General features: G+C 38.1%; 18 protein-coding genes and 1 tRNA gene. 9 read left to right on the top strand and 10 right to left on the bottom strand.

The features are described 5' to 3' along the window. Positions 1–157: 157 nt before the first annotated feature. From DC498_RS24505 to DC498_RS24515, 3 genes are all read left to right on the top strand, one after another. Positions 158–553, top strand: a complete 396-nt coding sequence (locus tag DC498_RS24505) for an RNA recognition motif domain-containing protein (protein WP_116876765.1) — start codon at positions 158–160, stop codon at positions 551–553. Positions 554–782: 229 nt separating this feature from the next. Then, a complete protein-coding gene (locus DC498_RS24510; protein ID WP_116876766.1) occupies positions 783–2,159 on the top strand; it encodes a glycosyltransferase in 1,377 nt (458 codons plus the stop codon). Between the two features lie 46 nt (positions 2,160–2,205). Further along, complete coding sequence (locus DC498_RS24515; RefSeq protein ID WP_116876767.1) at positions 2,206–3,072, top strand: universal stress protein; 867 nt, start codon at positions 2,206–2,208, stop codon at positions 3,070–3,072. Between the two features lie 17 nt (positions 3,073–3,089). Here DC498_RS24515 and DC498_RS24520 read toward each other — a convergent pair whose 3' ends face one another. The 5 genes from DC498_RS24520 to DC498_RS24540 all read right to left on the bottom strand — a co-directional run bounded on the left by DC498_RS24520 (position 3,090) and on the right by DC498_RS24540 (position 6,290). Further along, entirely contained in the window at positions 3,090–3,584 is a 495-nt protein-coding gene (locus DC498_RS24520; protein ID WP_116876768.1) for a metallophosphoesterase family protein, read from the bottom strand. A gap of 96 nt (positions 3,585–3,680) precedes the next feature. Next, positions 3,681–4,013 (bottom strand): Rieske (2Fe-2S) protein, encoded by a 333-nt coding sequence (locus DC498_RS24525; protein ID WP_116876769.1) that lies wholly within the window; start codon positions 4,011–4,013, stop codon positions 3,681–3,683. Further along, on the bottom strand, positions 4,013–5,206 hold the full coding sequence (gene hflX / locus DC498_RS24530; RefSeq protein ID WP_116876770.1) for a GTPase HflX: 1,194 nt from the start codon (positions 5,204–5,206) through the stop codon (positions 4,013–4,015). Before hflX ends, DC498_RS24525 begins: the two co-directional genes overlap by 1 nt. A 96-nt stretch (positions 5,207–5,302) precedes the next feature. Further along, positions 5,303–6,028 (bottom strand): outer membrane beta-barrel protein, encoded by a 726-nt coding sequence (locus tag DC498_RS24535; protein ID WP_116876771.1) that lies wholly within the window; start codon positions 6,026–6,028, stop codon positions 5,303–5,305. 188 nt (positions 6,029–6,216) lie between these two features. Further along, positions 6,217–6,290 (bottom strand) — tRNA-Ile (locus DC498_RS24540). A gap of 171 nt (positions 6,291–6,461) precedes the next feature. Here DC498_RS24540 and DC498_RS24545 point away from each other — a divergent pair. Next, positions 6,462–7,052 (top strand): RNA polymerase sigma-70 factor, encoded by a 591-nt coding sequence (locus tag DC498_RS24545; protein ID WP_116876772.1) that lies wholly within the window; start codon positions 6,462–6,464, stop codon positions 7,050–7,052. Between the two features lie 282 nt (positions 7,053–7,334). After that, positions 7,335–8,504, top strand: a complete 1,170-nt coding sequence (locus tag DC498_RS24550; protein ID WP_116876773.1) for a lytic transglycosylase domain-containing protein — start codon at positions 7,335–7,337, stop codon at positions 8,502–8,504. A 30-nt stretch (positions 8,505–8,534) separates the two neighbouring features. Here DC498_RS24550 and DC498_RS24555 read toward each other — a convergent pair whose 3' ends face one another. From DC498_RS24555 to DC498_RS24565, 3 genes are all read right to left on the bottom strand, one after another. Continuing rightward, a complete protein-coding gene (locus DC498_RS24555; RefSeq protein ID WP_116876783.1) occupies positions 8,535–9,827 on the bottom strand; it encodes an anthranilate synthase component I family protein in 1,293 nt (430 codons plus the stop codon). Positions 9,828–9,836: 9 nt separating this feature from the next. After that, entirely contained in the window at positions 9,837–10,277 is a 441-nt protein-coding gene (locus DC498_RS24560) for a hypothetical protein (protein ID WP_116876774.1), read from the bottom strand. Positions 10,278–10,373: 96 nt separating this feature from the next. Continuing rightward, positions 10,374–11,639: an adenylosuccinate synthase gene (locus DC498_RS24565; protein WP_116876775.1), complete on the bottom strand. Its 1,266-nt coding sequence runs from the start codon at positions 11,637–11,639 to the stop codon at positions 10,374–10,376. Between the two features lie 1,124 nt (positions 11,640–12,763). On the opposite strand from DC498_RS24565, the gene DC498_RS24575 reads away from it, so the two are divergent. From DC498_RS24575 to DC498_RS24585, 3 genes are all read left to right on the top strand, one after another. Beyond that, a complete protein-coding gene (locus tag DC498_RS24575) occupies positions 12,764–13,741 on the top strand; it encodes a TerC/Alx family metal homeostasis membrane protein (protein WP_116876777.1) in 978 nt (325 codons plus the stop codon). Positions 13,742–13,750: 9 nt separating this feature from the next. Further along, positions 13,751–16,273 (top strand): bifunctional UDP-N-acetylmuramoyl-tripeptide:D-alanyl-D-alanine ligase/alanine racemase, encoded by a 2,523-nt coding sequence (locus DC498_RS24580; RefSeq protein WP_116876778.1) that lies wholly within the window; start codon positions 13,751–13,753, stop codon positions 16,271–16,273. Positions 16,274–16,492: 219 nt separating this feature from the next. Beyond that, complete coding sequence (locus DC498_RS24585) at positions 16,493–16,999, top strand: pyridoxamine 5'-phosphate oxidase family protein (RefSeq protein ID WP_116876779.1); 507 nt, start codon at positions 16,493–16,495, stop codon at positions 16,997–16,999. A 47-nt stretch (positions 17,000–17,046) separates the two neighbouring features. On the opposite strand, the gene DC498_RS24590 is transcribed toward DC498_RS24585, so the two are convergent. Both DC498_RS24590 and DC498_RS24595 read right to left on the bottom strand, forming a co-directional pair. Next, positions 17,047–18,891, bottom strand: a complete 1,845-nt coding sequence (locus DC498_RS24590) for a TonB-dependent receptor plug domain-containing protein (protein ID WP_116876780.1) — start codon at positions 18,889–18,891, stop codon at positions 17,047–17,049. Positions 18,892–18,989: 98 nt separating this feature from the next. Continuing rightward, the gene (locus tag DC498_RS24595; protein ID WP_116876781.1) at positions 18,990–19,352 is read right to left on the bottom strand and encodes a BlaI/MecI/CopY family transcriptional regulator; all 363 of its coding nucleotides are present in this window, start codon (positions 19,350–19,352) and stop codon (positions 18,990–18,992) included. 174 nt (positions 19,353–19,526) lie between these two features. Here DC498_RS24595 and DC498_RS24600 point away from each other — a divergent pair, with 174 nt between their 5' ends. Next, positions 19,527–19,856 (top strand): DUF6686 family protein, encoded by a 330-nt coding sequence (locus tag DC498_RS24600; RefSeq protein WP_116876782.1) that lies wholly within the window; start codon positions 19,527–19,529, stop codon positions 19,854–19,856. Positions 19,857–20,048: the final 192 nt, after the last annotated feature.

A 20,048-nucleotide genomic window follows, 5' to 3' on the forward strand; every position in this document is an offset into this window, starting at 1 on the left:
ATGGTATTACTACGGAAAGCATTATCTTCACAATCAAGTAATGCCCATTAGTTCTATTCTGGCTGGTATTTACGGCTATTTCTCCGGGTTCTCAGATCATTGTAGCAACTATGTTTTCATTACCATTTTTATTTTTATTATTTAAAATTTTGTTACAATGAACCTGTATGTAGGAAATCTCTCCTGGACTATGACAGAAGACGATTTAAGAACTTTATTTGAACAGTATGGTACTGTTTCCTCTATTAAAATTGTTAAAGACCGCGAAACCGGAAGAAGCAAAGGATTCGGTTTTGTAGAAATGGAAAATGACACCGAAGCTCAGAATGCGCTCAGCAGCCTTTATGACAAAGAAATACAAGGCAGAAAGATCGTAATTAATGAAGCCCAGGAAAGACCGGCAAAACCAGGCGGTGGCGGCGGTTTTAAGAAAAGAGGATTTGGTGGCGGCGGTGGCGGCTACAACAAAGGCGGTGGCGGTGGATACCGTGATCGTGATCGCGGCGGAGACCGTGGAGGTTATAACAAAAGAGATTATAACAACGACTATTAAGTAATAATACTTTCAATCTTTTTAAAATCCCGAAGCAATTCGGGATTTTTTTTTCTGTAGCACGATATTTAAACGGAAGATACAGGAAGGATTAAACCCCTGCACAAAATGCATAAGCCTTATGCCCTACACCTTAATCTTAATACCCAACCTTCTTATTTTCCGCCTGAATGTTGTATATTACCCACCCTCAATGCAGGAAATTGATTTTTCCACAAAAGACATGTGAATGATTACAGTAATTATACCTGCTTTAAATGAATCAAAAACAATTGAACAGATCATCAGTTTCTGTAACAGGCATGCATTGGTTACAGAAGTTATAGTGGTTGACGATAAATCTGAAGATAATACTGTTGAAATTGCTTTACACAGCGGCGCAAAAGTTGTGCACAGCGCTGTAAGGGGCAAAGGCATTTCAATGAGGGATGGTATTCAAAATGCAGGGAATGATATTTTAATTTTCCTGGATGGCGATATTGACCCCTATCCTGAAAAAACGATTGAGTTATTGGCGGATCCTATTATTAATAATGAAGCGGATTTTGTAAAAGCCAGTTTTGCCAGGAATGCCGGCAGGGTAACTGAACTGGTAGCCAAACCACTTCTTAACATATATTACCCCGGATTGGCAAACTTTTCGCAACCGTTAAGCGGTATGATAGCAGGCAAAAAACAATTTTTCAACAGGATTAATTTTATTAATGATTACGGCGTAGATATAGGTATACTAATTGATATGTATTTAATGAAGGCCCGCATTAAGGAAGTTAATATTGGCTATATTGAAAATAACAGCAAACCCTGGGAAAGCCTGGGTAAAATGAGCAAGGAAGTATCCCGGGCTATAATTACCAAGGCACAGGGAGTAAGTAAAGATGATATCCCGGCAGAAGATATTTCTTCGATAGAAGCGATACAAAGAGAGCTGCATAATACATTGAAAGAAAACCTTTCGGATTATAACAAGATGATCGTTTTTGACCTTGACAACACCATTTTTAAAGGTAAATTTATTGACACCTGCGCAAAGGCATTTGGTTTTGTGCGTGAACTGGAAGACTTGCGGTTCAATGAAAAAGATCCGATCATACTTACAAAAAGGATTGGCTTATTGCTAAAAGGTAAAACCATAGATGATCTTTTACATATAGCAGCCGGTATAGAGATGGTAGATGACATTCAGGACGTAATAACAGCGCTGAAAGATAGAAAATACCGGGTTGGCATAATCAGCCATAGCTATGCGCTGATAGCAAATTATGTAAAACAAAATATTGGTGCTGATTTTGTATATGCTAATCAACTGGAGTTCTTTGAAGGCAAAGCCACAGGAGAAGTAAATTTACCCTCCTATTTCTTTGCCTCGCCGGATAGTATTTGCGGACATGCTTTTTGCAAAAGCAATGCACTGCAATTTGCCTGCGACAAGTTTAATGTACCCTTAAAAAACTGCATCGCGGTTGGCGACGATAAAGACGACAGATGCATTGTAACACATGCAGGAAAAGGTGTAGCATTTTGCAGCTCCGATGAACTGCTTGAAAAGGTTTCATTTACGTCTATAAAAGAAAAAACATTTTACCCGTTGCTTAAAATAGCCTGAGAAACACAACAGGTATTTTTTTGAATAACCAATAAACCAAAATGCTATGCAAAACAATTTTTACAATATTCTTATTCCTATTGACTTTACCGTAAAAAATAAATGGGCTATTACAAAAGCTATTGAATTAGCCAATAGTTTCAACTGCAATATTCACCTGGTACACGTGGTATTTAAACCGGTTTTTCCTTTAATAAATATTGATGCAAGCAATTTTACACCCTATGCATCTCATATTAATATGCAAACCTGCCGCGAAAAATTAGCGGAGCTAAAGGCGATATACAAAAAACAAATGGTTGGAGAAGGTGAAATTGAAATCAGCCTTTTACAAGGCCATCCACAAAAACAGCTGAAGCAGTATATTGAAAACTATAAAATGGATCTGGTTGTGATGGGCCTGGCAAAATTTAATTTATTTGACAGGATCATTTCATCAATCTCTATAAGTTTGCTGGCAAAAAAGGTAAGTGTTCCTATCCTCGCAATAAGATCAAGCGGGTTGGTTAGTCATTTCAAAAAAATAGTGTTGCCGCTGCATGATGATATTCCGGTTGACCGTGTAAAACTGGCAACCACGCTTGCCCGTTCTTTTAAATCCACTGTTTATCTTGTTTCATTAAGAAACAACAGTAACAAAAAAAATGTTTTGGATAAAACCTTAGAACTTGTACAAAGCGTATCTACTATACCTGTTCAATGTTTTTTGTTAGAAGGCCAGAATCTTGCAAAAAGCACGCTTGATTTTTCAAGGCGTATTAATGCAGATTTAATACTTGGCCAGTCAAGGAAAGAATTTCAGCTACCAGGATTATGGAACAGGATAACCAAACGCATTATGGCTTATGCTTCTAAGATACCTGTACTCACCCTTGATAAACCAACCGAACAAAATGAAAGCGTGGCAGGGTGATCTTTCTATAAGAAAAATTATCTCTTACCTAATTCAATCACTTCACAATCTTTCATATTGTTTCCATCAATGGTAAGCCGAACAATGGTTCTCACTTTATGCCAGCCCTGTTTACCTGCTGCACCGGGATTAATATGCAGGCACTGTAATTTATCATCATACATCACTTTCAGAATGTGAGAGTGGCCGCTGATGAATAATTTTGACTGGGCAGTTATAATTTCCTGCTTTACGCCAGGCGCGTAACTGCCCGGGTAGCCGCCAATATGCTGCATAAACACCGGTATATCTTCAATGGTGAAATGCAACTTTTCAGGATAAACATTTCTTATATCATTGCTATCTATATTACCGTATACACCGCGCAAAGGCTTATGTTTTTTTAATGCATCTGCAATGGTGATATTACCAAAATCACCTGCATGCCAGATTTCATCGCATTGCGCAAAATGATCAAAAACTTTTTCATCAAGATAACCGTGCGTATCTGATATTATACCAATTCTTTTCATTGTTATTATATAGCAATCGCCAGAGACGATAAGATGAAAGTATTAGCGATGACTTTTAATACGGCAGGTACAATTTGATAGTTACAGCTAATCCGTTTATTTCATGCCGATAAATATACCATCCTCTGTCATCCGCACAGGCCAGCATTTCATATAGTATCCTTCACCACTAACATTGCGCCCGGTTTGTATATCAAACTTATACCGGTGAACTGGGCATACCACATAGCCTGCAGGATTAATATACCCATCTGCCATTATACCACCCGCATGAGGGCATTTATATGCAAAGCCATATAAACCGTTATTGTATTTTGCTATGCATATTTTCTTTCCATTCACCACAGCAATGGCAATATTATTGCCTGCAAAATCAAGCTCATTAACATGTTCCGCCAGCTTATACCAATAATAATTTGTATCAGGCATTAATAAAAGAAATCCGTTTTATATGGATAACGAATGCGGTAGTTTTCGCGAATTTTGTCAATCAGCACTTTTCTCAGTTCATCAATATTCTGTCTTTCGGTTGCGGAAATAAAAATACAATTACCCCTTGTATCATTTACCCATCTTTCTTTCAGCTCCCGCAGCAACTGTTCTTTTGTTTCGCTGTCCAGCCATTCATCAAATGTATTTTTTACATAAAGATCCATCTTGTTAAACACTGTAATTACAGGTTTATCGTGGCAACCAAGTTCCTGCAGCGTCTTGTTCACCACCGCCATCTGGTCTTCATATTGCGGGTGCGATATATCTACCACATGCAATAAAATATCACTTTCTTTTACCTCATCCAATGTACTCTTAAAACTTTCTACCAAATGGTGAGGCAGCTTCCTGATAAAGCCTACCGTATCGCTGAGGAGAAAAGGGGTATTTTCAAAAACCACTTTCCGGGTAGTGGTATCTAAAGTTGCAAAGAGCTTATTTTCTGCAAATACTTCGCTCTTGCTTAATACATTCATGATGGTTGATTTGCCCACATTGGTATAACCTACCAACGCCACACGAATAAATTCACCTCTTTCTTTCCGCTGCGTAAATGCCTGCTTATCTATTTCAGCAAGGCGTTTACGCAATAATGATATTTTATCGCGGACAATACGGCGATCCGTTTCTATTTCTGTTTCACCCGGGCCACGCGTACCAATACCACCCCCCAAACGCTCAAGGTGCTTCCACATACCGCGAAGCCTTGGTAGTATATACTGGTATTGCGCAAGCTCTACCTGTGCTTTTGCCTGTGCTGTTTTTGCCCTGCTGGCAAAAATATCAAGGATCAGGTCACTCCTGTCAATCACTTTAATATCCAATGCTTTTTCAATATTGGTAATTTGAGCACCTGTAAGCTCATCATCAAAAATCGCTACCTCAATATCTTTATGGAGTTGAATATAATCATGTATTTCTTCGAGCTTTCCTTTACCTATAAAAGTTTTACTATCAGGATGAGGAAGCTTCTGAAAAAAAGTTTTTACCGCTTTTGCCCCGGCAGTTTCAGCCAGAAAAGCCAGTTCATTAAGATATTCATGTAATTGCTGCTCGGTTTGCTGTTTGTATACCAGCCCAACAAGAATCGCTTTCTCTTCTTTTGAAAATTTATTTTTCTTATCAATCAACTCGGTTAATTTTTATGCTGCAAATGTAAAGCAGGTTCAAATAAAAACGGATGCCGATGACATCCGTTTAATTATTTAAATGCTTTACTGGTATTACTATAATCCACTAATACACAAACCTATAGTATAAGGCCTTATATTAGGTCCATAACCATCTTTCACAAAAGTATTGATCTGGTATGTTCCAAAAACAGAAAATACGCCATATCCTACTCTTACGGTGGCAGCCAGGCGTGTAGCATTAAAGTTTCTCCTGTCTTTTACCCGGTAGCTGTATCCGCCATTGTTTTGTGTATCTCTTGATACTTTTGCTTTTGTATGCGCATCCACCATTGTGCCTACCTTAAGACCAATAGCTGCTTTAAAAGATTTATTGAAATTTGCCGGGTTAGCAGCATACCTCAATTCAACAGGTATCTCAAGGTAAGTGGTTGCAAGCTTGTATTTCTTATACGTGTTAACGGTATCGTTCGTAAAAGCTAATGGTGATTTGGTTAAGTCAATATAGGTTTCTTTGAAAAACATATTATCTGTTCCAACACCCACACCGGCCGCTGCACTAAAATTCGGGGTTGACTTAAATGGAAAGTCATACATAAAGTACATATTGAATGTTCTGCTGAGCCCCTTTGTATTAATATCGTCAACATCCCCGGACCACCCATTATAACCAAGCTGCAACATAAAATGGTCTGCTGCCCTTCCGGATAATTGTGCTTTACTCCAATCTTTCTTTTTAGGAATTGAGTCAGTTTCAGTTTGAGCAAAAATGTAATTGCCTGAAATAATAAATAATGCCAGTAGCAGTGAGAAACGCTTCATAATTTTAATTGAGTGACAAATGTATCCTGCAACAGGTTAATAAAAGGTTAAAGAGGAATCTGAATCTACCAGAATTTTGAGCTTCACCGGCTTTATCTTTTAAGCAATGCCTGTATTTACTTTTAAAACACAGGCACAGTTGCTGAACAACTGGCCTTACCGGCTGAAACCGGGCGACCCGGTATTTGTGGACCCTGCTGGGCTCGAACCAGCGACCCTCTGATTATGAGTCAGATGCTCTAACCGGCTGAGCTAAGGGTCCAAAAAAAGTTATACCAGATAAAAAGAACTACCCCTTTTGCTATTAAAGGAGTGCAAAGGTAGAAAAAAAGATGATTATGAATAATTTTTCTTGAAGCAGCATAATTTAATTTTACACCATCCTGTAAAATGAGGAATTAAAGTTAACAAAGGCTTGCACAGATTGCACCTGATGAATAACAATCATACAAATATCGAATTGCTCCAGCAAAAAGTTGCCCTGTTCAGTGATCAACAATCATATAATGAGCTGTTTTTGCATTTTTATCCATCCCTGCAGCAGTTTGCCTTTTCCTTTGTAAAATCCAAACAATTGTCTGAAGAAGTGGTTTCAGATGTATTTATAAAAATCTGGGAGAAAAGGAAAACCCTTCACAATATCACCAATCTTAAGCTTTACCTGTTCACCAGCACCCGTAATACGGCAATCAATTATCTGAAAAAGAAAAAAGGGGAACAGCACATCCTGGCAGAAGATTATTGGGTTGAGCTGAATAGTGTTTATTTTGACCCTGAAAAATTAATGATTACCGCAGAAATGGTAACCAGGATACATAAAGCCATTCAAAGCCTGCCTCCAAAATGCAAGTTGATTTTTAAATTAATAAAAGAGGAAGGGTTAAAATATAAAGAAGTTGCTGCCCTGCTTGACCTGTCTGTGAAAACAGTAGAAAACCAGATGACCCTCGCATTAAAAAGAATCGGTTCTGAAATCGGCTTTAATATTAAACACTCTATCTCCACAACTACTAAACCTGCCTGACGCTTAAAAAAAGCGACATTATTTCCGTATTTAACGCCAAAAGGGCATAAAATGAGGATGAACTAACGTTATTTACCATTAATCATGGCATAATTTTGGCTTAATACTATGGCAAATCGTTTTGACCTATTACATTTGCCTTCTACCCCAATATCGATAGCAAAACCTTTCACGATTTATTAGGATTTCCGTACCCCCTGTGAATCAACCAATTATTTTGTAGCCTTCTTTTTTGGAATCATAATTGCAAAGAGGGAGCAAACCAAAAAAATTGAGTTATTTATGAAGAAATTTTATTTAAGAGGTTTTGGTTGTTTATTTTTCATTATATGTTCACTTGCATCTGTGCAGGCTGAAACAATCAATGATCACAGTACCCATCATCCCCAAACAAAAGATACCACTATTAAAGCATCAGTTCCTTCCGGGATTGTTGTAGCTGACGCTGTTAATGCACCTTCTGCAGAAGAATTGATCTTAATAGCTAAAAGTGAAGAAGTTACAAAAGCTGCTTCCACCATAAAGACAATTTCTTTAAGAGAGAAAATGTTTAAAGAACTGCACCCGGCGTCTATTGCTTTTGTAACATCGTACCAGCAAAAAAATGAAGTACGGCTTGAAAAAATAAAAGCAAAGTATGAGCGCCAATTTAAATTGATAGATAATATTCTGGAAAAGCACCAGTTACCTACCAATCTTAAATACCTGGCTATCATTGAATCGGAGATGTCAAATACGGCTTTATCAAATAAAGGCGCTGTTGGTCCCTGGCAGTTCATGGCTACTACCGGACGGTTGATGGGTCTTACGATTAACAGCCGCCGCGATGAAAGAAAGGATCTGGCAAAAAGTACGCATGCCGCTGCCAAATATTTAAAAAGCTTATATAATCAATACAACGACTGGTTACTGGTTATAGCAGCTTACAATGGCGGAGGCTCAAGAGTTGAAACGGCAATAAGGAAAAGCGGAAGCAGGGATTTCTGGAAACTGCAGCAATACTTACCTGCGGAATCCCGCAATCATGTAAAGAAATTTATAGCTGCTCAATTTGTATTAGAAGCAAGCGACGAAATGATACCCTTGCTTGATATCAGAAATTTAAGCAGCGATGAGCTTGCCAACACAGAAGTAATCAATATAAACGGCAGGTTTAAAGCGGCTGTAATCGCAAAAGCTTTGGGCATGGAGGAGTCTACATTCAACCTTTATAACCCCGGGTTTGACAGGGACGTATCATCCAAAGGGTACAAAATGAGGATACCTAAAGATAAAGCAGGTACGTTCAATGCACGCCGCGAAGATTTGCTCTACGAATCTGTTCAGGCAGTAATTGACAATAATAAAACAGTAGCTGCGGAAGAAGAAAAAGCAAAATTTCCCGAAGCAATCAGCTTACCAAAATCAAAGGCGGTGGTAACCGATAGAAACAAGGCTGGTAAAAGGTTATAACCAGAATATATTATTAAGAAGAGTGCTGGATTACTGATTCAGCACTTTTTTTATTGCAGCAGCTTTCAGCAAACATTCCTCATACTCACTTTCAGCATTACAATAATAAGTAATAGCCGAGCCGGTTTGGAATGATAAATACCGTGATGTGGCATTATACAGCATACTCCGGATAACAACATTAAAATCCATATTCCTCTCCGGAGATATATATCCCACCGCGCCGGAAAAGACACCCCGTTTTGTCTTTTCATATTCATCTATCAGTTCCATTACCCTTTTTTTGGGCGCACCGGTCATGCTGCCCATGGGAAAAGTAGCACTGAATATATCTGTAACTGATACATCCGCACCTATTTCTCCGCTTATCGTAGAAATCATTTGATATACCTGCGGAAATGCATATATACCAAATAACTCGCTGACTTTTACGCTGCCTTCCCTACAGATTTTTGAAAGATCATTTCTTACCAGATCCACAACCATTATATTCTCCGACCTGTCCTTACTGCTGTTTTGCAACGCAATCTTATGCTCAAAATCAACTTTATCATCAACAATATTTCGCCTGGTCGTTCCCTTTATAGGTTGAGACATAATAGCAGTGCCGGTTTTCTTTATATACCGTTCAGGGCTGGCGCATAGCAGGTATTTATCATTCAGCTTATAATACGAGGAAAAAGGGTTGGGAGATTCCTTACTTAATGACATATACAGATCCAGCGGATCCGTATCAATAATATCAATATAAAATTCCTGGCAAAAATTCAGCTCGTAGCAATCACCCCGTAAAATATGTTCTTTGATTGCAGCTATAGTTTGGATATAATCTTTCTTAGAGAACCTGCTGTTAACCTTAACCGGTGCTTTTGTATTTCTTTTTACATTACCAACAGGTTTGCCGGTAATAGCTGAAGCTATCGCCAGATGATTGTCACCGCAAACACCTATTACCAGCTCGCTTTCTTTTAAAATAACAACGGTTTCAGGCACAAAAAAGAAAAGATCAGGAAACTGAATATAGTCGGCATTTTTTGAGTGCAGGTTCTCCAGCTCATTCTTAAGGTCGTACCCTAAATGCCCGAAGCACCAATCATCATTCTGCCGGAGAAAAAGATCAAGTTGCTGAAAAGCGTTGCCTGCATTGGCTTTTACATCAGCAATACTATTAACAGCCAGTATACATTCAAATGTATGACCTGGCATTTTATATTGGTGATCATCCAAAAAACAACAGATGTTGAACTGGTTTGCCCAATACAACATCTGCATTTTTGTTTTAATAAAATCTTGTATAGAAAAGGAACGGAATGTTCTTTTCACGAAAAACAATTAGTAATCATCGTCGTCGTCATCAAACCTGCCGCCGCCATCGTCAAACAGTCCCATGTCTTTAAACTCATCGTCAATGCCCAGATCATCGTCATCATCTTTGCCTTTTTTACCACCGCCAGATGATTTTTTTGATTTTGACTTGGGTATATCAAATTCGTCAAAGTCAGGATCCCAGCTATCTTCTTCATCTACTTTTTCCCAATCATCTTCTACATCTTCTGCGTCATCATCATCGTCATCATCATCTTTTTTAGATTTTGAAGCCGCTGGTTTTGCTCCTTTTTTTGCAGGTTTCTCATCAAACTCCAAATCATCATCATCGTCATCATCTTCCTCTTCTTTCTTTTTTGGTTTTGATGAACCTTTCGCGGGTTTATTCACATCTTCATTTGATGTGCCCTTTACTGTACCTTTTTTTGGTTTTTCAGATTTTGCCATAGTCTGAATGAATTAACAACGTAAATTTTCTACGACTTTTTTAAATAGCCAAATAATTTCAGGAAAAATTTTTTTCCAGCCTGAAAATACGCCCAATTACTTTGCCGGAATCAATTGTTCCCTGCCAGGTCCGTTAGAGATATATGTAATATTTACTCCCAGATATTCATTTATATAGGATACATAAGTCTTCATTACATCAGGCAGTTCACTGTAATCTTTCATCTTGGAAACATCTTTATTCCACCCTTTAAGTAATTTATATACAGGTTCAATATTCACTTTCGTCATCTGGTAAGGAACCTGCTGCTGTTCTTTTCCGTTAACATTATAAGCTGTACATACCTGCAGGTCGCTGAATGCATCCAGAACGTCGGCTTTTGTCATTACCAGCTGAGTTACACCATTTACCATACAGGCAAATTTCAATGCCACAAGATCAATCCAGCCGCAACGACGTGGTCTGCCGGTAGTAGCGCCAAATTCATTGCCAATTTTTCTAAGCTCCTCACCTGTTGCATCATTCAATTCAGTGGGGAATGGACCACCACCTACCCGGGTACAATATGCTTTTGTAACGCCTATCACCTCTTTAATTTTCTGCGGAGGAACACCCAAACCCGTACAAACACCTGCAGATATTGTATTTGATGATGTTACAAAAGGGAAAGTTCCAAAATCAACATCAAGCATACTTCCCTGCGCTCCTTCAGCCAATACTTTTTTACCCTGCGCTATTTTATCATTAATGAAATATTCGCCATTTACAATTTTAAACCGGCGCATAAATTCAATCGCTTCAAAAAACTCATCTTCCCAGGCTGAAATATCCTCCTGGAAATGCATACTATCCAGTAATTTCTGGTGTTTAAGACGGAGTTTTATATACTGCGTGGTAAAATTCTTATCGAGCAAATCACCAACACGCAGCGCATTTCTGCCTGTTTTATCCATATAAGCAGGCCCAATTCCCTTAAGTGTTGAGCCAATTTTATCGTTACCCTTTAAATTCTCCGAAGCCTTATCAAGGGCACGGTGAGTTGGTAAAATAAGATTGGTGCGCTCAGATATATATAAATTCTTTGCGTAATCAACACCGAAAGAAGCTACTGTTTCGCACTCCCTTTTCAGTGTAACCGCATCAAGAACCACACCATTACCGATAAGATTAACCGTATCCTCATGAAAAATGCCGGATGGTATCTGGTGTAATACAACTTTCTTGTCTTTAACATATAAGGTATGACCAGCGTTGGGTCCACCCTGAAAGCGTGCAATTATATCGTACGACGGGGCAAAAAAATCAACAATTTTACCCTTTCCTTCATCTCCCCACTGGAGACCTAATAATACATCAACCATTAAAACTACATTTAGGCAGTGGCGCAAAAATATATGAATGCATTCAATAAGGAAAATATATTATGAGGGAGGGTCAACTAATTTTTTGGGGATATTGTTAAAACATTTTATTATCAGAAAACATTATTACCTTAGTAACAGACAGGCGAGCACTTAACTCGCCTTGATTACCTTCAATATAGCTAGCCATGAAAATAGAATATTACAATCTTTACACTCATTTTATTTTGATAACGCAAAACCGTACACCTTAAATTGCCAAAAATTATCGCGAAAGGTTAGAAAAGTATATTACGGGCATCGTTAACAACAATTCAAAAACATATAGTATTTACGCCAATCCTGAACATGTGCATCTTCTTGTATCCCGTTATCAAAGATCTCAGAGAACACAATGCTTACTATTATAGCAGACAGTTCCGCAAAATTTATCCACGATAATAAATTATGTATGGAAAGATTTGCGTAGCAGCAATCCGCATCTGCATTTTCTATTTCAGAAACAGATGTGGACAGGGTATGTAAATACATACTTAATCAACCCATCCATCACCAAAAAATGAGCTTTGCAGAAGAATATAATAGGTTTTTAAAACATTATCAGAAAACATTGAAACGGGACAACATAAGCTAATAAGGCTGCGGTTGTGGTATCTGCCTATTATTAAGGTCATAAGATTGGCGGTTGTAAAGCAAAGTTGCTATCTTTAAATTCACTTCCGCTTACGGGGTTGTTTAATAACCTCACTAAAAGTAAGTAGTGAAACCCCATCAATAATCATATCCTCTATTGCGCGCCCTTGGTACTGAGCTATTAGCTTAACCCTACCTTATTACATTATTATATCTCGTTCCAATAATTAGCAGATACTAACTTTAACCATCGTCATTATAAGCTAATAAGTTTGCCTGCTGCAAGCAGGGTTGTACAATTATTAACTATGTTGCATGTTTGCAGGAGCATCTGCCCGTTATTTCTGAATGTCCCGGATAACGTATCAAATTCCGTCTCTAACCAGGCAGATCAATCAGCCCATATTTTTGTTCTTTCAAAAGCACAGCTAATAATTTATACCGCTTCCACAGCGAGCCCTTATCTTTGACAACAAATCTTAATTGTTTAAATGACTGCTACACAAATTTCTTATCTCACTTTTGGTATTGTGCTGGTAATTGCATTGATTTTTGATCTCGGTCTGATGAGCAAGAAAAATACTACCATCACGATAAAAAAAGCATTGTATCAAACGCTTTTTTGGGTAGGCTTATCTGTAGCATTCTGCATTTTTTTGTGGTTTGAAGATGGCTCAAAAGTAGCTACCAAATATTTTACCGCTTATTTAATGGAGTGGTCGCTGAGTATTGATAATATTTTCGTGTTTATTTTAATTTTTACTTATTTCAAAGTTGAAGAAAAAGATACAGGAAGATCCCTGCTTATAGGCATTTTGCTCGCCATTGTTTTCCGTATGATCTTTATTGCGCTGGGTATAGAATTAATTGAAAGATTTCACTGGATATTATACTTCTTTGGGTTTTTCCTGCTATACACAGGCTACAAACTTTTTTTTCAAAAGGATAATGAAGAATTCAATCCCGGCGAAACCAAAATATACAAATTCATTCAAAAATACTTACGCTTTACGAACGTAGAACCTAAAGGCAGATTTACCATCAACCATAATGGCAAAGTATATTTTACCAACCTGGCTATTGTAGTGCTGATGCTTGCTGCTATAGATGTTGTATTTGCACTCGACTCTATACCTACGGTAGTTTCACTGGTGAGAGAAAAAGCGAATATCCCTTTTTCTGAAGATGATATACTGGTGATTTATTCCTCCAATATTTTTGCGGTACTGGGTTTACGTTCACTTTTCTTTTTATTGAAAGGAGCGGTAGACCAGTTCGATTATTTGCAGCAGGGCATTGCGGTAGTACTGATTTTTATTGGTATCAAAATGCTGATAGAATATTTTAACATCCATATATCTATCTATATTTCTTTAGCCGTTATTGTTGCAAGCCTGGCTACGTCTATTGTATATTCTATTTATCATAAACGTAAAATGCCGGGAGCAAAACCCGATCATCTCGATTAGAGCCATATCATGACAAGTGCTTATACCATCAGTAATATAGCCGGTATTGTTCATGGAAAGCTGAAGAAAGGCGCAGAAGAGCCGCACATCGAATATTTACTTACCGACAGTAGAAAACTGACAGAAGCCTCAACAACTCTTTTTTTTGCATTAGATGGTTTTCGAAGGAACGGTGATAGCTTTATTGATGAATTATATAACAGGGGCGTTCGCAACTTTATAACCAATGATTCATTTAACAGCAGCGCATATGCTGATGCAAATTTTATACAGGTAGCAAATGTTTTGCAGGCATTGCAAACACTCACTGCCTGGCACCGCTCACAATTTAATATACCGGTAACAGGCATTACCGGCAGCAACGGAAAAACCATTGTAAAAGAATGGCTGAACACATTGCTTGAAAAAGAATATACTATCGCCAGAAGTCCGAAAAGCTACAATTCTCAGATAGGAGTTCCATTGAGTGTTTGGCAATTAAATAATACACATACCCTGGGCATATTTGAAGCAGGCATTTCGCTTCCGGGCGAAATGCAGCATCTTACCGGTATCATACAACCCACCATTGGTATATTAACGCATATTGGTGATGCCCACAGCGAGCATTTTGAAACCATTGAACAGAAAATTTCTGAAAAGCTGAAACTATTCACGAATGTACAGTGGATGGTAGCTAATGGCGATAATGAATTGGTAAGATCCGCCATTGTTAATGCTGATTTGCCTTGCATATTTTTGGGGAAGAAAGCATATAATGATTTACAGGTATTGGATATAGCGAAAAGAAAGGGCACTACAGGAATAAGTTTGAAGCTTGAAGGTGGAAGATGGAGAGCGGAAGGCGTAGGGCGGAAGGCAGGCGGAGATAAAAGCCTTCTGTATATTGAATTACCGTTTACTGATGATGCCTCCATTGAAAATGCCATTACCTGCTGCTGCGTTTTACTGAAACTCGGCTATGATCACGCAACTATATCGGAAAGAATGCTGTTGCTGAAACCTGTTGGCATGCGGCTGGAAATGAAGAAAGGCATCAACAATTGTTCTATTATTAACGACAGTTATATAGCTGACATCAGCTCGTTGAGCATAGCACTTGATTTTCTGCAACAGCAGCAACAGCATAACAAGCGCACCGTTATACTTTCTGACTTTTTTGAAACAGGTATTGCTGAAGAAAATTTATATAAAGAAATAGCCAATACATTAAAGAGAAAAAAAATAAGCTATTTTATTGGTATAGGAAACAAATTACAGCAATACCAGGCGCTTTTCCGCGAGGCTTGCAGTAGCGCTGGCTTTTTTATTTCTACAGATGATTTCATACAACACTTTCATAGCAGCGCATTTCACAACGAAACTATTCTGATTAAAGGTGCAAGAGCTTTTGGCTTTGAGCGCATCAGCAGTTTGCTGGAGCAAAAAACACATCAAACTGTGCTGGAAGTAAATCTCACTGCTATCATTCATAATCTTAAACAATACCAGCAGTTATTACAACCATCCACAAAAATTATGGCGATGGTGAAAGCTTTTTCATATGGCAGCGGTAGCTTTGAAATAGCCAATATATTACAGTTTCAAAAAATAGATTATCTCGCAGTAGCCTATACGGATGAAGGTGTGGAGCTGCGCAAATCAGGCATAAGCCTGCCTGTTATGGTAATGAATCCTGAGCCCGAAAGTTTTGCATTGTTAACCGAATATCACCTGGAGCCGGAGATATTCTCTTTCCCGATTTTAAACACGTTCCTGGATTTTTTAAAAACACAGGGCATTCAACACTATCCCATTCATCTTAAAATTGATACAGGCATGCACAGGCTGGGGTTTGAGTTGAATGAAATTTCTGAGCTTGCTGAAATACTTTCAACCGGCAATTTTTTTAAAGTACAATCAGTATTCAGCCACCTTGCAGGAAGCGAAGACCCTGAACTGGATTATTTTACCCTGCAGCAGGTAGAAACTTACAGGAAAGCATACACGCAATTGCAGGCTGCACTACCATATAGCTTCCTGCGACATATATCAAACTCAGCTTCTATAGCCCGCCACCCGCAGTTGCATTTTGATATGGTAAGGCTGGGCATAGGACTATACGGTGTTGATACCACTCATTCCCCAAGGCTTGAATTACGCGAAGCGGCTACCCTCAAAACAACCATCGCTCAAATAAAAAAAATACCCGGGGGAGAAACAGTTGGATATGGACGCAAGGGTAAAATTGAGCAGGAAAGTACAATTGCCACCATACGTATTGGGTATGCTGACGGTTATCGCAGGATTTTCAGTAATGGCACGGGTAAAATATTAGTGCATGGACAATTAGCTCCGGTTACAGGAAATATTGCCATGGATATGACGATGGTTGACATTACTGGTATACCCGGCGTGCAGGAGGGTGATGAAGTCATCATCTTCGGAGATGCGCTGCCTGTAACCACACTTGCGCAATGGGCAAATACTATTCCTTATGAACTAATGACAGGTATTTCCCAGCGGGTACAAAGAGTTTACTTTGAAGAGTAAGCCTTCGGTTTTAAGCTTTAGGCTGTCACTTTTTTTGAGTATAATACCTAATCTCTCCTGCTTAATCTGGTTGACTTACCACTTGTTTCCGGGAAATATTGAGCAATAAATTCCATGCTCCGGTAATCCGAGTTCAATATTTTAAACTCCAAATTCAAGTGGAATAAAATTTGTCTTCCAATTACAGCGTTCCGATTGATCACAACAAATACTTATATTATGAGCAACGAAAATTTATATAACCAGGAAGCAATTGAAAAGTTAAAAAACCTGGTAGATAAAATAGACATTGGTATGGTATGTACAAATGTTCAGGGAAGCAGTCATCCGCATGCGGTTCCTATGAGCCGGCAGGAGGTGGATGAAGAAGGTAATATATGGTTTTTATTTTCTTCAGAAAGTGATACGTATAAAAATCTTCAGTGTGACAATAACATAACTCTTCTTTATTCCGATGTAAAAGATTATAATTTTTTATCCGTATCCGGCGAAGCACAAATAATAAAAGATAAATCGCGGATAGAAAAATACTGGAACAAAATGATTGAAACCTGGTTTGAAAAAGGTAAGGAAGATCCACGCATACGTGTATTAAAAGTGAAAACCAGTGATGCGCATTACTGGGATAACAAAACCAATAAATTTGTTACATTTTTAAAAGCGGCTGTAAGCGCTGTTACCGGAGAAAAATCCGATATAGGCAGACAAAGCAGCCTGAGTTTATAATATTAGATACAACAGCAATATTTTTTGCGGCTATCTCCGGGTAGAACCTACCTCGTAACAATTACTATTGCTCCGTTTTTAGCCTTTTTGCCATAAAATTTTATGGCGCTGTTTCCTTTTAAAACATCAATGCTCTTTATAATATTTGGAGTAAGCTTTTTTACCTGCTTTTCAGAAACATGCCTGCCGTTTAAAACATAATAAACATCGGATGGTATATTTTCTGGAAGACTATTATCAGATTTATACCCGGTAACCGTAATTGGATCTAAATACTGATCTCGATTTGAATAATCAACCGTTACAACAGCTTTCTCTCCTGAAGGTAGCGTATCCTTCATATTTTCTTTTTTCCCTCTTATAAATATTGAGTCTGCAATTATTTCAACGTCGCCTTTCTTCATGCTGATCTGACCATTTTCAGTTGAGCTTACTATTCCGATCGCATTATTATTTTTCTTTGTAACAATCTGCACCACGCCATTTTTTGCTTTTTCTCCATATAACGACAATGCATTCTCATTTTTTAAAACCGTAACACTTTCTATTTTATTTTGGTCCAGTTGATATATTGTCCCGGGGGCAACAACAGTTCCGTCAAGAATATATAATGGCTCCTCTTCCGGCATATTTCTTAATTGCAAACTGTTTTTACCAGGTCGCTTAGTAGTGATGATAATGACACCGCTTTTTCCTTTTTCGCCATAAAGGGAAACAGCCGACGGTTCTTTCATTACTTCAATACTTTCAATAATATTGGGATTAACGGAATTTATATTCCAGTTATCATCATTTAACGCAACACCATTAATAATATATAAAGGCTTTTTATGCACAACAGAATCGTCCTTGCCTGATACAACCCCAATCAGGTTTTGAGCTTTCTTTTTTGTTTCGGGTATGGTATCTGTAATTATATTTTCCTTTGACAACACTATGTTTCCAGGCTTTTCTGCTGCTTCAGGTTTTAACAGCAAAAATTCAGGATTAACTGTTTCATTACCGGCTACAAGTGTAATTTCTTTTTTCATCTCGTTTCTGAACGACAATAGCAACACAGCTATAACCGGGAGTAAAAAAAGAAATCTTATTACATTCAACTTTGCGCTTTTAATACTGTTCATCATAGCAATACGTTTTTTAAGAGAGGAAAAATTAAAATGATTGGTGAAGGCAAACTGGCGGTTGCCTATTACTTTTAACAACAAATATTGATATGCTTTTTTATCAAGCCCGTTTTGCAATACTTTATCGTCTGCCAAAAACTCAAGATTTTGTCTCACATTATGACGAATCAGCCAAACAAAAGGATTGAACCAGTTAAGGATGCAAAGCAACTCGCACCAGAGAATATCAATACTATGCCTTTGCTTTACATGCACAAATTCATGCCGGATGATTTCTTCAAGCTCCGTGGCATCATGTAGTTTAGCGTTTATAAAAATAGCGCTGCCAAAAGAGAAAGGGGCGATCTTGTCGTCAAGCTGGTAAATTTTTGTTGCGTCATCAGAAAGCAGCTGTGCCTTCGCTTTCATTCTTGCAAAAGCAATTAACCTTACAATCAAACGAAATAATAATAACAAAGACCCTAAAGCCAGCATGGCAATAACCCAATCCCACGATGTGAGTGATTCAAAGAAACTCATTTGCCTTTCTGCCCCCAATCCAATAGCAGGTATCCATTGCAGCATAACAGCACCTTCAAGTTTCTGCTTTTGTAAAGAAGGCATTATATTGATCAAGGGAATAATAAAACCCAATATGGTATATCCCAGCAGGTACCAGCGGTTCCAGTTATAAAAGGTAAGCCTGCGTAACAACAGCTGGTAAAACAGGTAAACCACAGCAAGGCAAATATTGAGTTTAATAATATAATCTATGAATGTTGGCATGGGTGATTTGAAATTTGAGGTATCAGGTTTCAGGTTTCAGCGGTCAGCTATCAGCGTTTGGCTGTCAGCGATAAACCTGATGGCTGACCGCTGATAGCTCATCGCTTCTTTCCTCCTTCAATCATCTTAACGATGTCTTTCAGCTCCTGGGCGGATAACTTTTTCTGATCAACAAAAAAATTCACCAGTTCTTTATAGGAATTGCTGAAATAATCCTTTACTACATTCCCCATAAACTTTTTCTTATATTCTTCTTCTGTAATAACCGGTTTGTATACATACGTATTACCAAAAAGCCGCCCTTGTATATATCCTTTTTTTTCAAGATTTTTTACGGTAGATGCCACAGTAGTATAAGGGGGAGGGCTTTCAATATGTTCCATATATGCTTTTACATGCCCTTCTCCCACTTTCCAAATAGCTATCATTAATTGCTCTTCCTGCGGCGTGAGCTTAGTCATTTTTACGAATTTGACAGCAAATTACGAATAATTCGTAAATATCAAAAAGAATTATTCATCTTCTATTCTTAACGAATCCTGATAACTTTCCGCTTTTCGAAAACCAGATTTCCGTTATAGTAAATCATACCACGATAATGTTGCCATATTTGCCGGATATAAAATCCTATATACATGTGTCAATTCACCAATTGGTATGCCGATGAAGATGGATATGTAATTCAATGCAAAGAATGTATGCATTTCCAGGTTAGCTTCGGAACCATTATGTTAACGCTGGATGAGCAGCAATACCAAACTTTCGTAGCAATAGTAGCGGCGAAGAAGCAGGCACTTGTTCCTATGCAGGACTGCAACTGTAAATGCATTATTTTACCCACCCCCTCCAGTGCTGTAAATATCGTATTGAGCGAAAAAGAGCTCAATTTCCTGTTCGATATGACGCAGGCTGCTGATAATGAATTAAAAGCGAGCCAGTTATTAAGCCTCTTTCAGAAGGTGTAGGGCTGATGGCTGTCAGCTATCGGCGGTCAACAGGCTTTCAAATTGTGATATGTGCGGCTTGCAACCTGTCATGTCCTGAAAAAAGTAGACACTATTACTACTATTACCCTTTTTCTTTTTTTTGTTACTTTTTTTCTTTTTACAATCCACATTTTAATTGTGGATTATTATAAACTTATTTGATTTACAGCT

It is taken from the genome of Terrimonas sp. (genome assembly GCF_003075435.1).
GTDB lineage: Bacteria > Bacteroidota > Bacteroidia > Chitinophagales > Chitinophagaceae > Agriterribacter.

Excerpts from the sequence above, each read along its gene's own strand:
- DC498_RS24515 (WP_116876767.1), top strand. The coding sequence starts at position 2,206 with ATGCAAAACAATTTTTACAATATTCTTATTCCTATTGACTTTACCGTA.
- DC498_RS24525 (WP_116876769.1), bottom strand. The coding sequence starts at position 4,013 with ATGCCTGATACAAATTATTATTGGTATAAGCTGGCGGAACATGTTAAT.
- DC498_RS24585 (WP_116876779.1), top strand. The coding sequence starts at position 16,493 with ATGAGCAACGAAAATTTATATAACCAGGAAGCAATTGAAAAGTTAAAA.
- DC498_RS24600 (WP_116876782.1), top strand. The coding sequence starts at position 19,527 with ATGTGTCAATTCACCAATTGGTATGCCGATGAAGATGGATATGTAATT.
- DC498_RS24520 (WP_116876768.1), bottom strand. The coding sequence starts at position 3,584 with ATGAAAAGAATTGGTATAATATCAGATACGCACGGTTATCTTGATGAA.
- DC498_RS24535 (WP_116876771.1), bottom strand. The coding sequence starts at position 6,028 with ATGAAGCGTTTCTCACTGCTACTGGCATTATTTATTATTTCAGGCAAT.
- DC498_RS24510 (WP_116876766.1), top strand. The coding sequence starts at position 783 with ATGATTACAGTAATTATACCTGCTTTAAATGAATCAAAAACAATTGAA.
- DC498_RS24505 (WP_116876765.1), top strand. The coding sequence starts at position 158 with ATGAACCTGTATGTAGGAAATCTCTCCTGGACTATGACAGAAGACGAT.
- DC498_RS24565 (WP_116876775.1), bottom strand. The coding sequence starts at position 11,639 with ATGGTTGATGTATTATTAGGTCTCCAGTGGGGAGATGAAGGAAAGGGT.
- DC498_RS24590 (WP_116876780.1), bottom strand. The coding sequence starts at position 18,891 with ATGCCAACATTCATAGATTATATTATTAAACTCAATATTTGCCTTGCT.
- DC498_RS24545 (WP_116876772.1), top strand. The coding sequence starts at position 6,462 with ATGAATAACAATCATACAAATATCGAATTGCTCCAGCAAAAAGTTGCC.
- DC498_RS24550 (WP_116876773.1), top strand. The coding sequence starts at position 7,335 with ATGAAGAAATTTTATTTAAGAGGTTTTGGTTGTTTATTTTTCATTATA.
- DC498_RS24580 (WP_116876778.1), top strand. The coding sequence starts at position 13,751 with ATGACAAGTGCTTATACCATCAGTAATATAGCCGGTATTGTTCATGGA.
- DC498_RS24595 (WP_116876781.1), bottom strand. The coding sequence starts at position 19,352 with ATGACTAAGCTCACGCCGCAGGAAGAGCAATTAATGATAGCTATTTGG.
- DC498_RS24560 (WP_116876774.1), bottom strand. The coding sequence starts at position 10,277 with ATGGCAAAATCTGAAAAACCAAAAAAAGGTACAGTAAAGGGCACATCA.
- DC498_RS24575 (WP_116876777.1), top strand. The coding sequence starts at position 12,764 with ATGACTGCTACACAAATTTCTTATCTCACTTTTGGTATTGTGCTGGTA.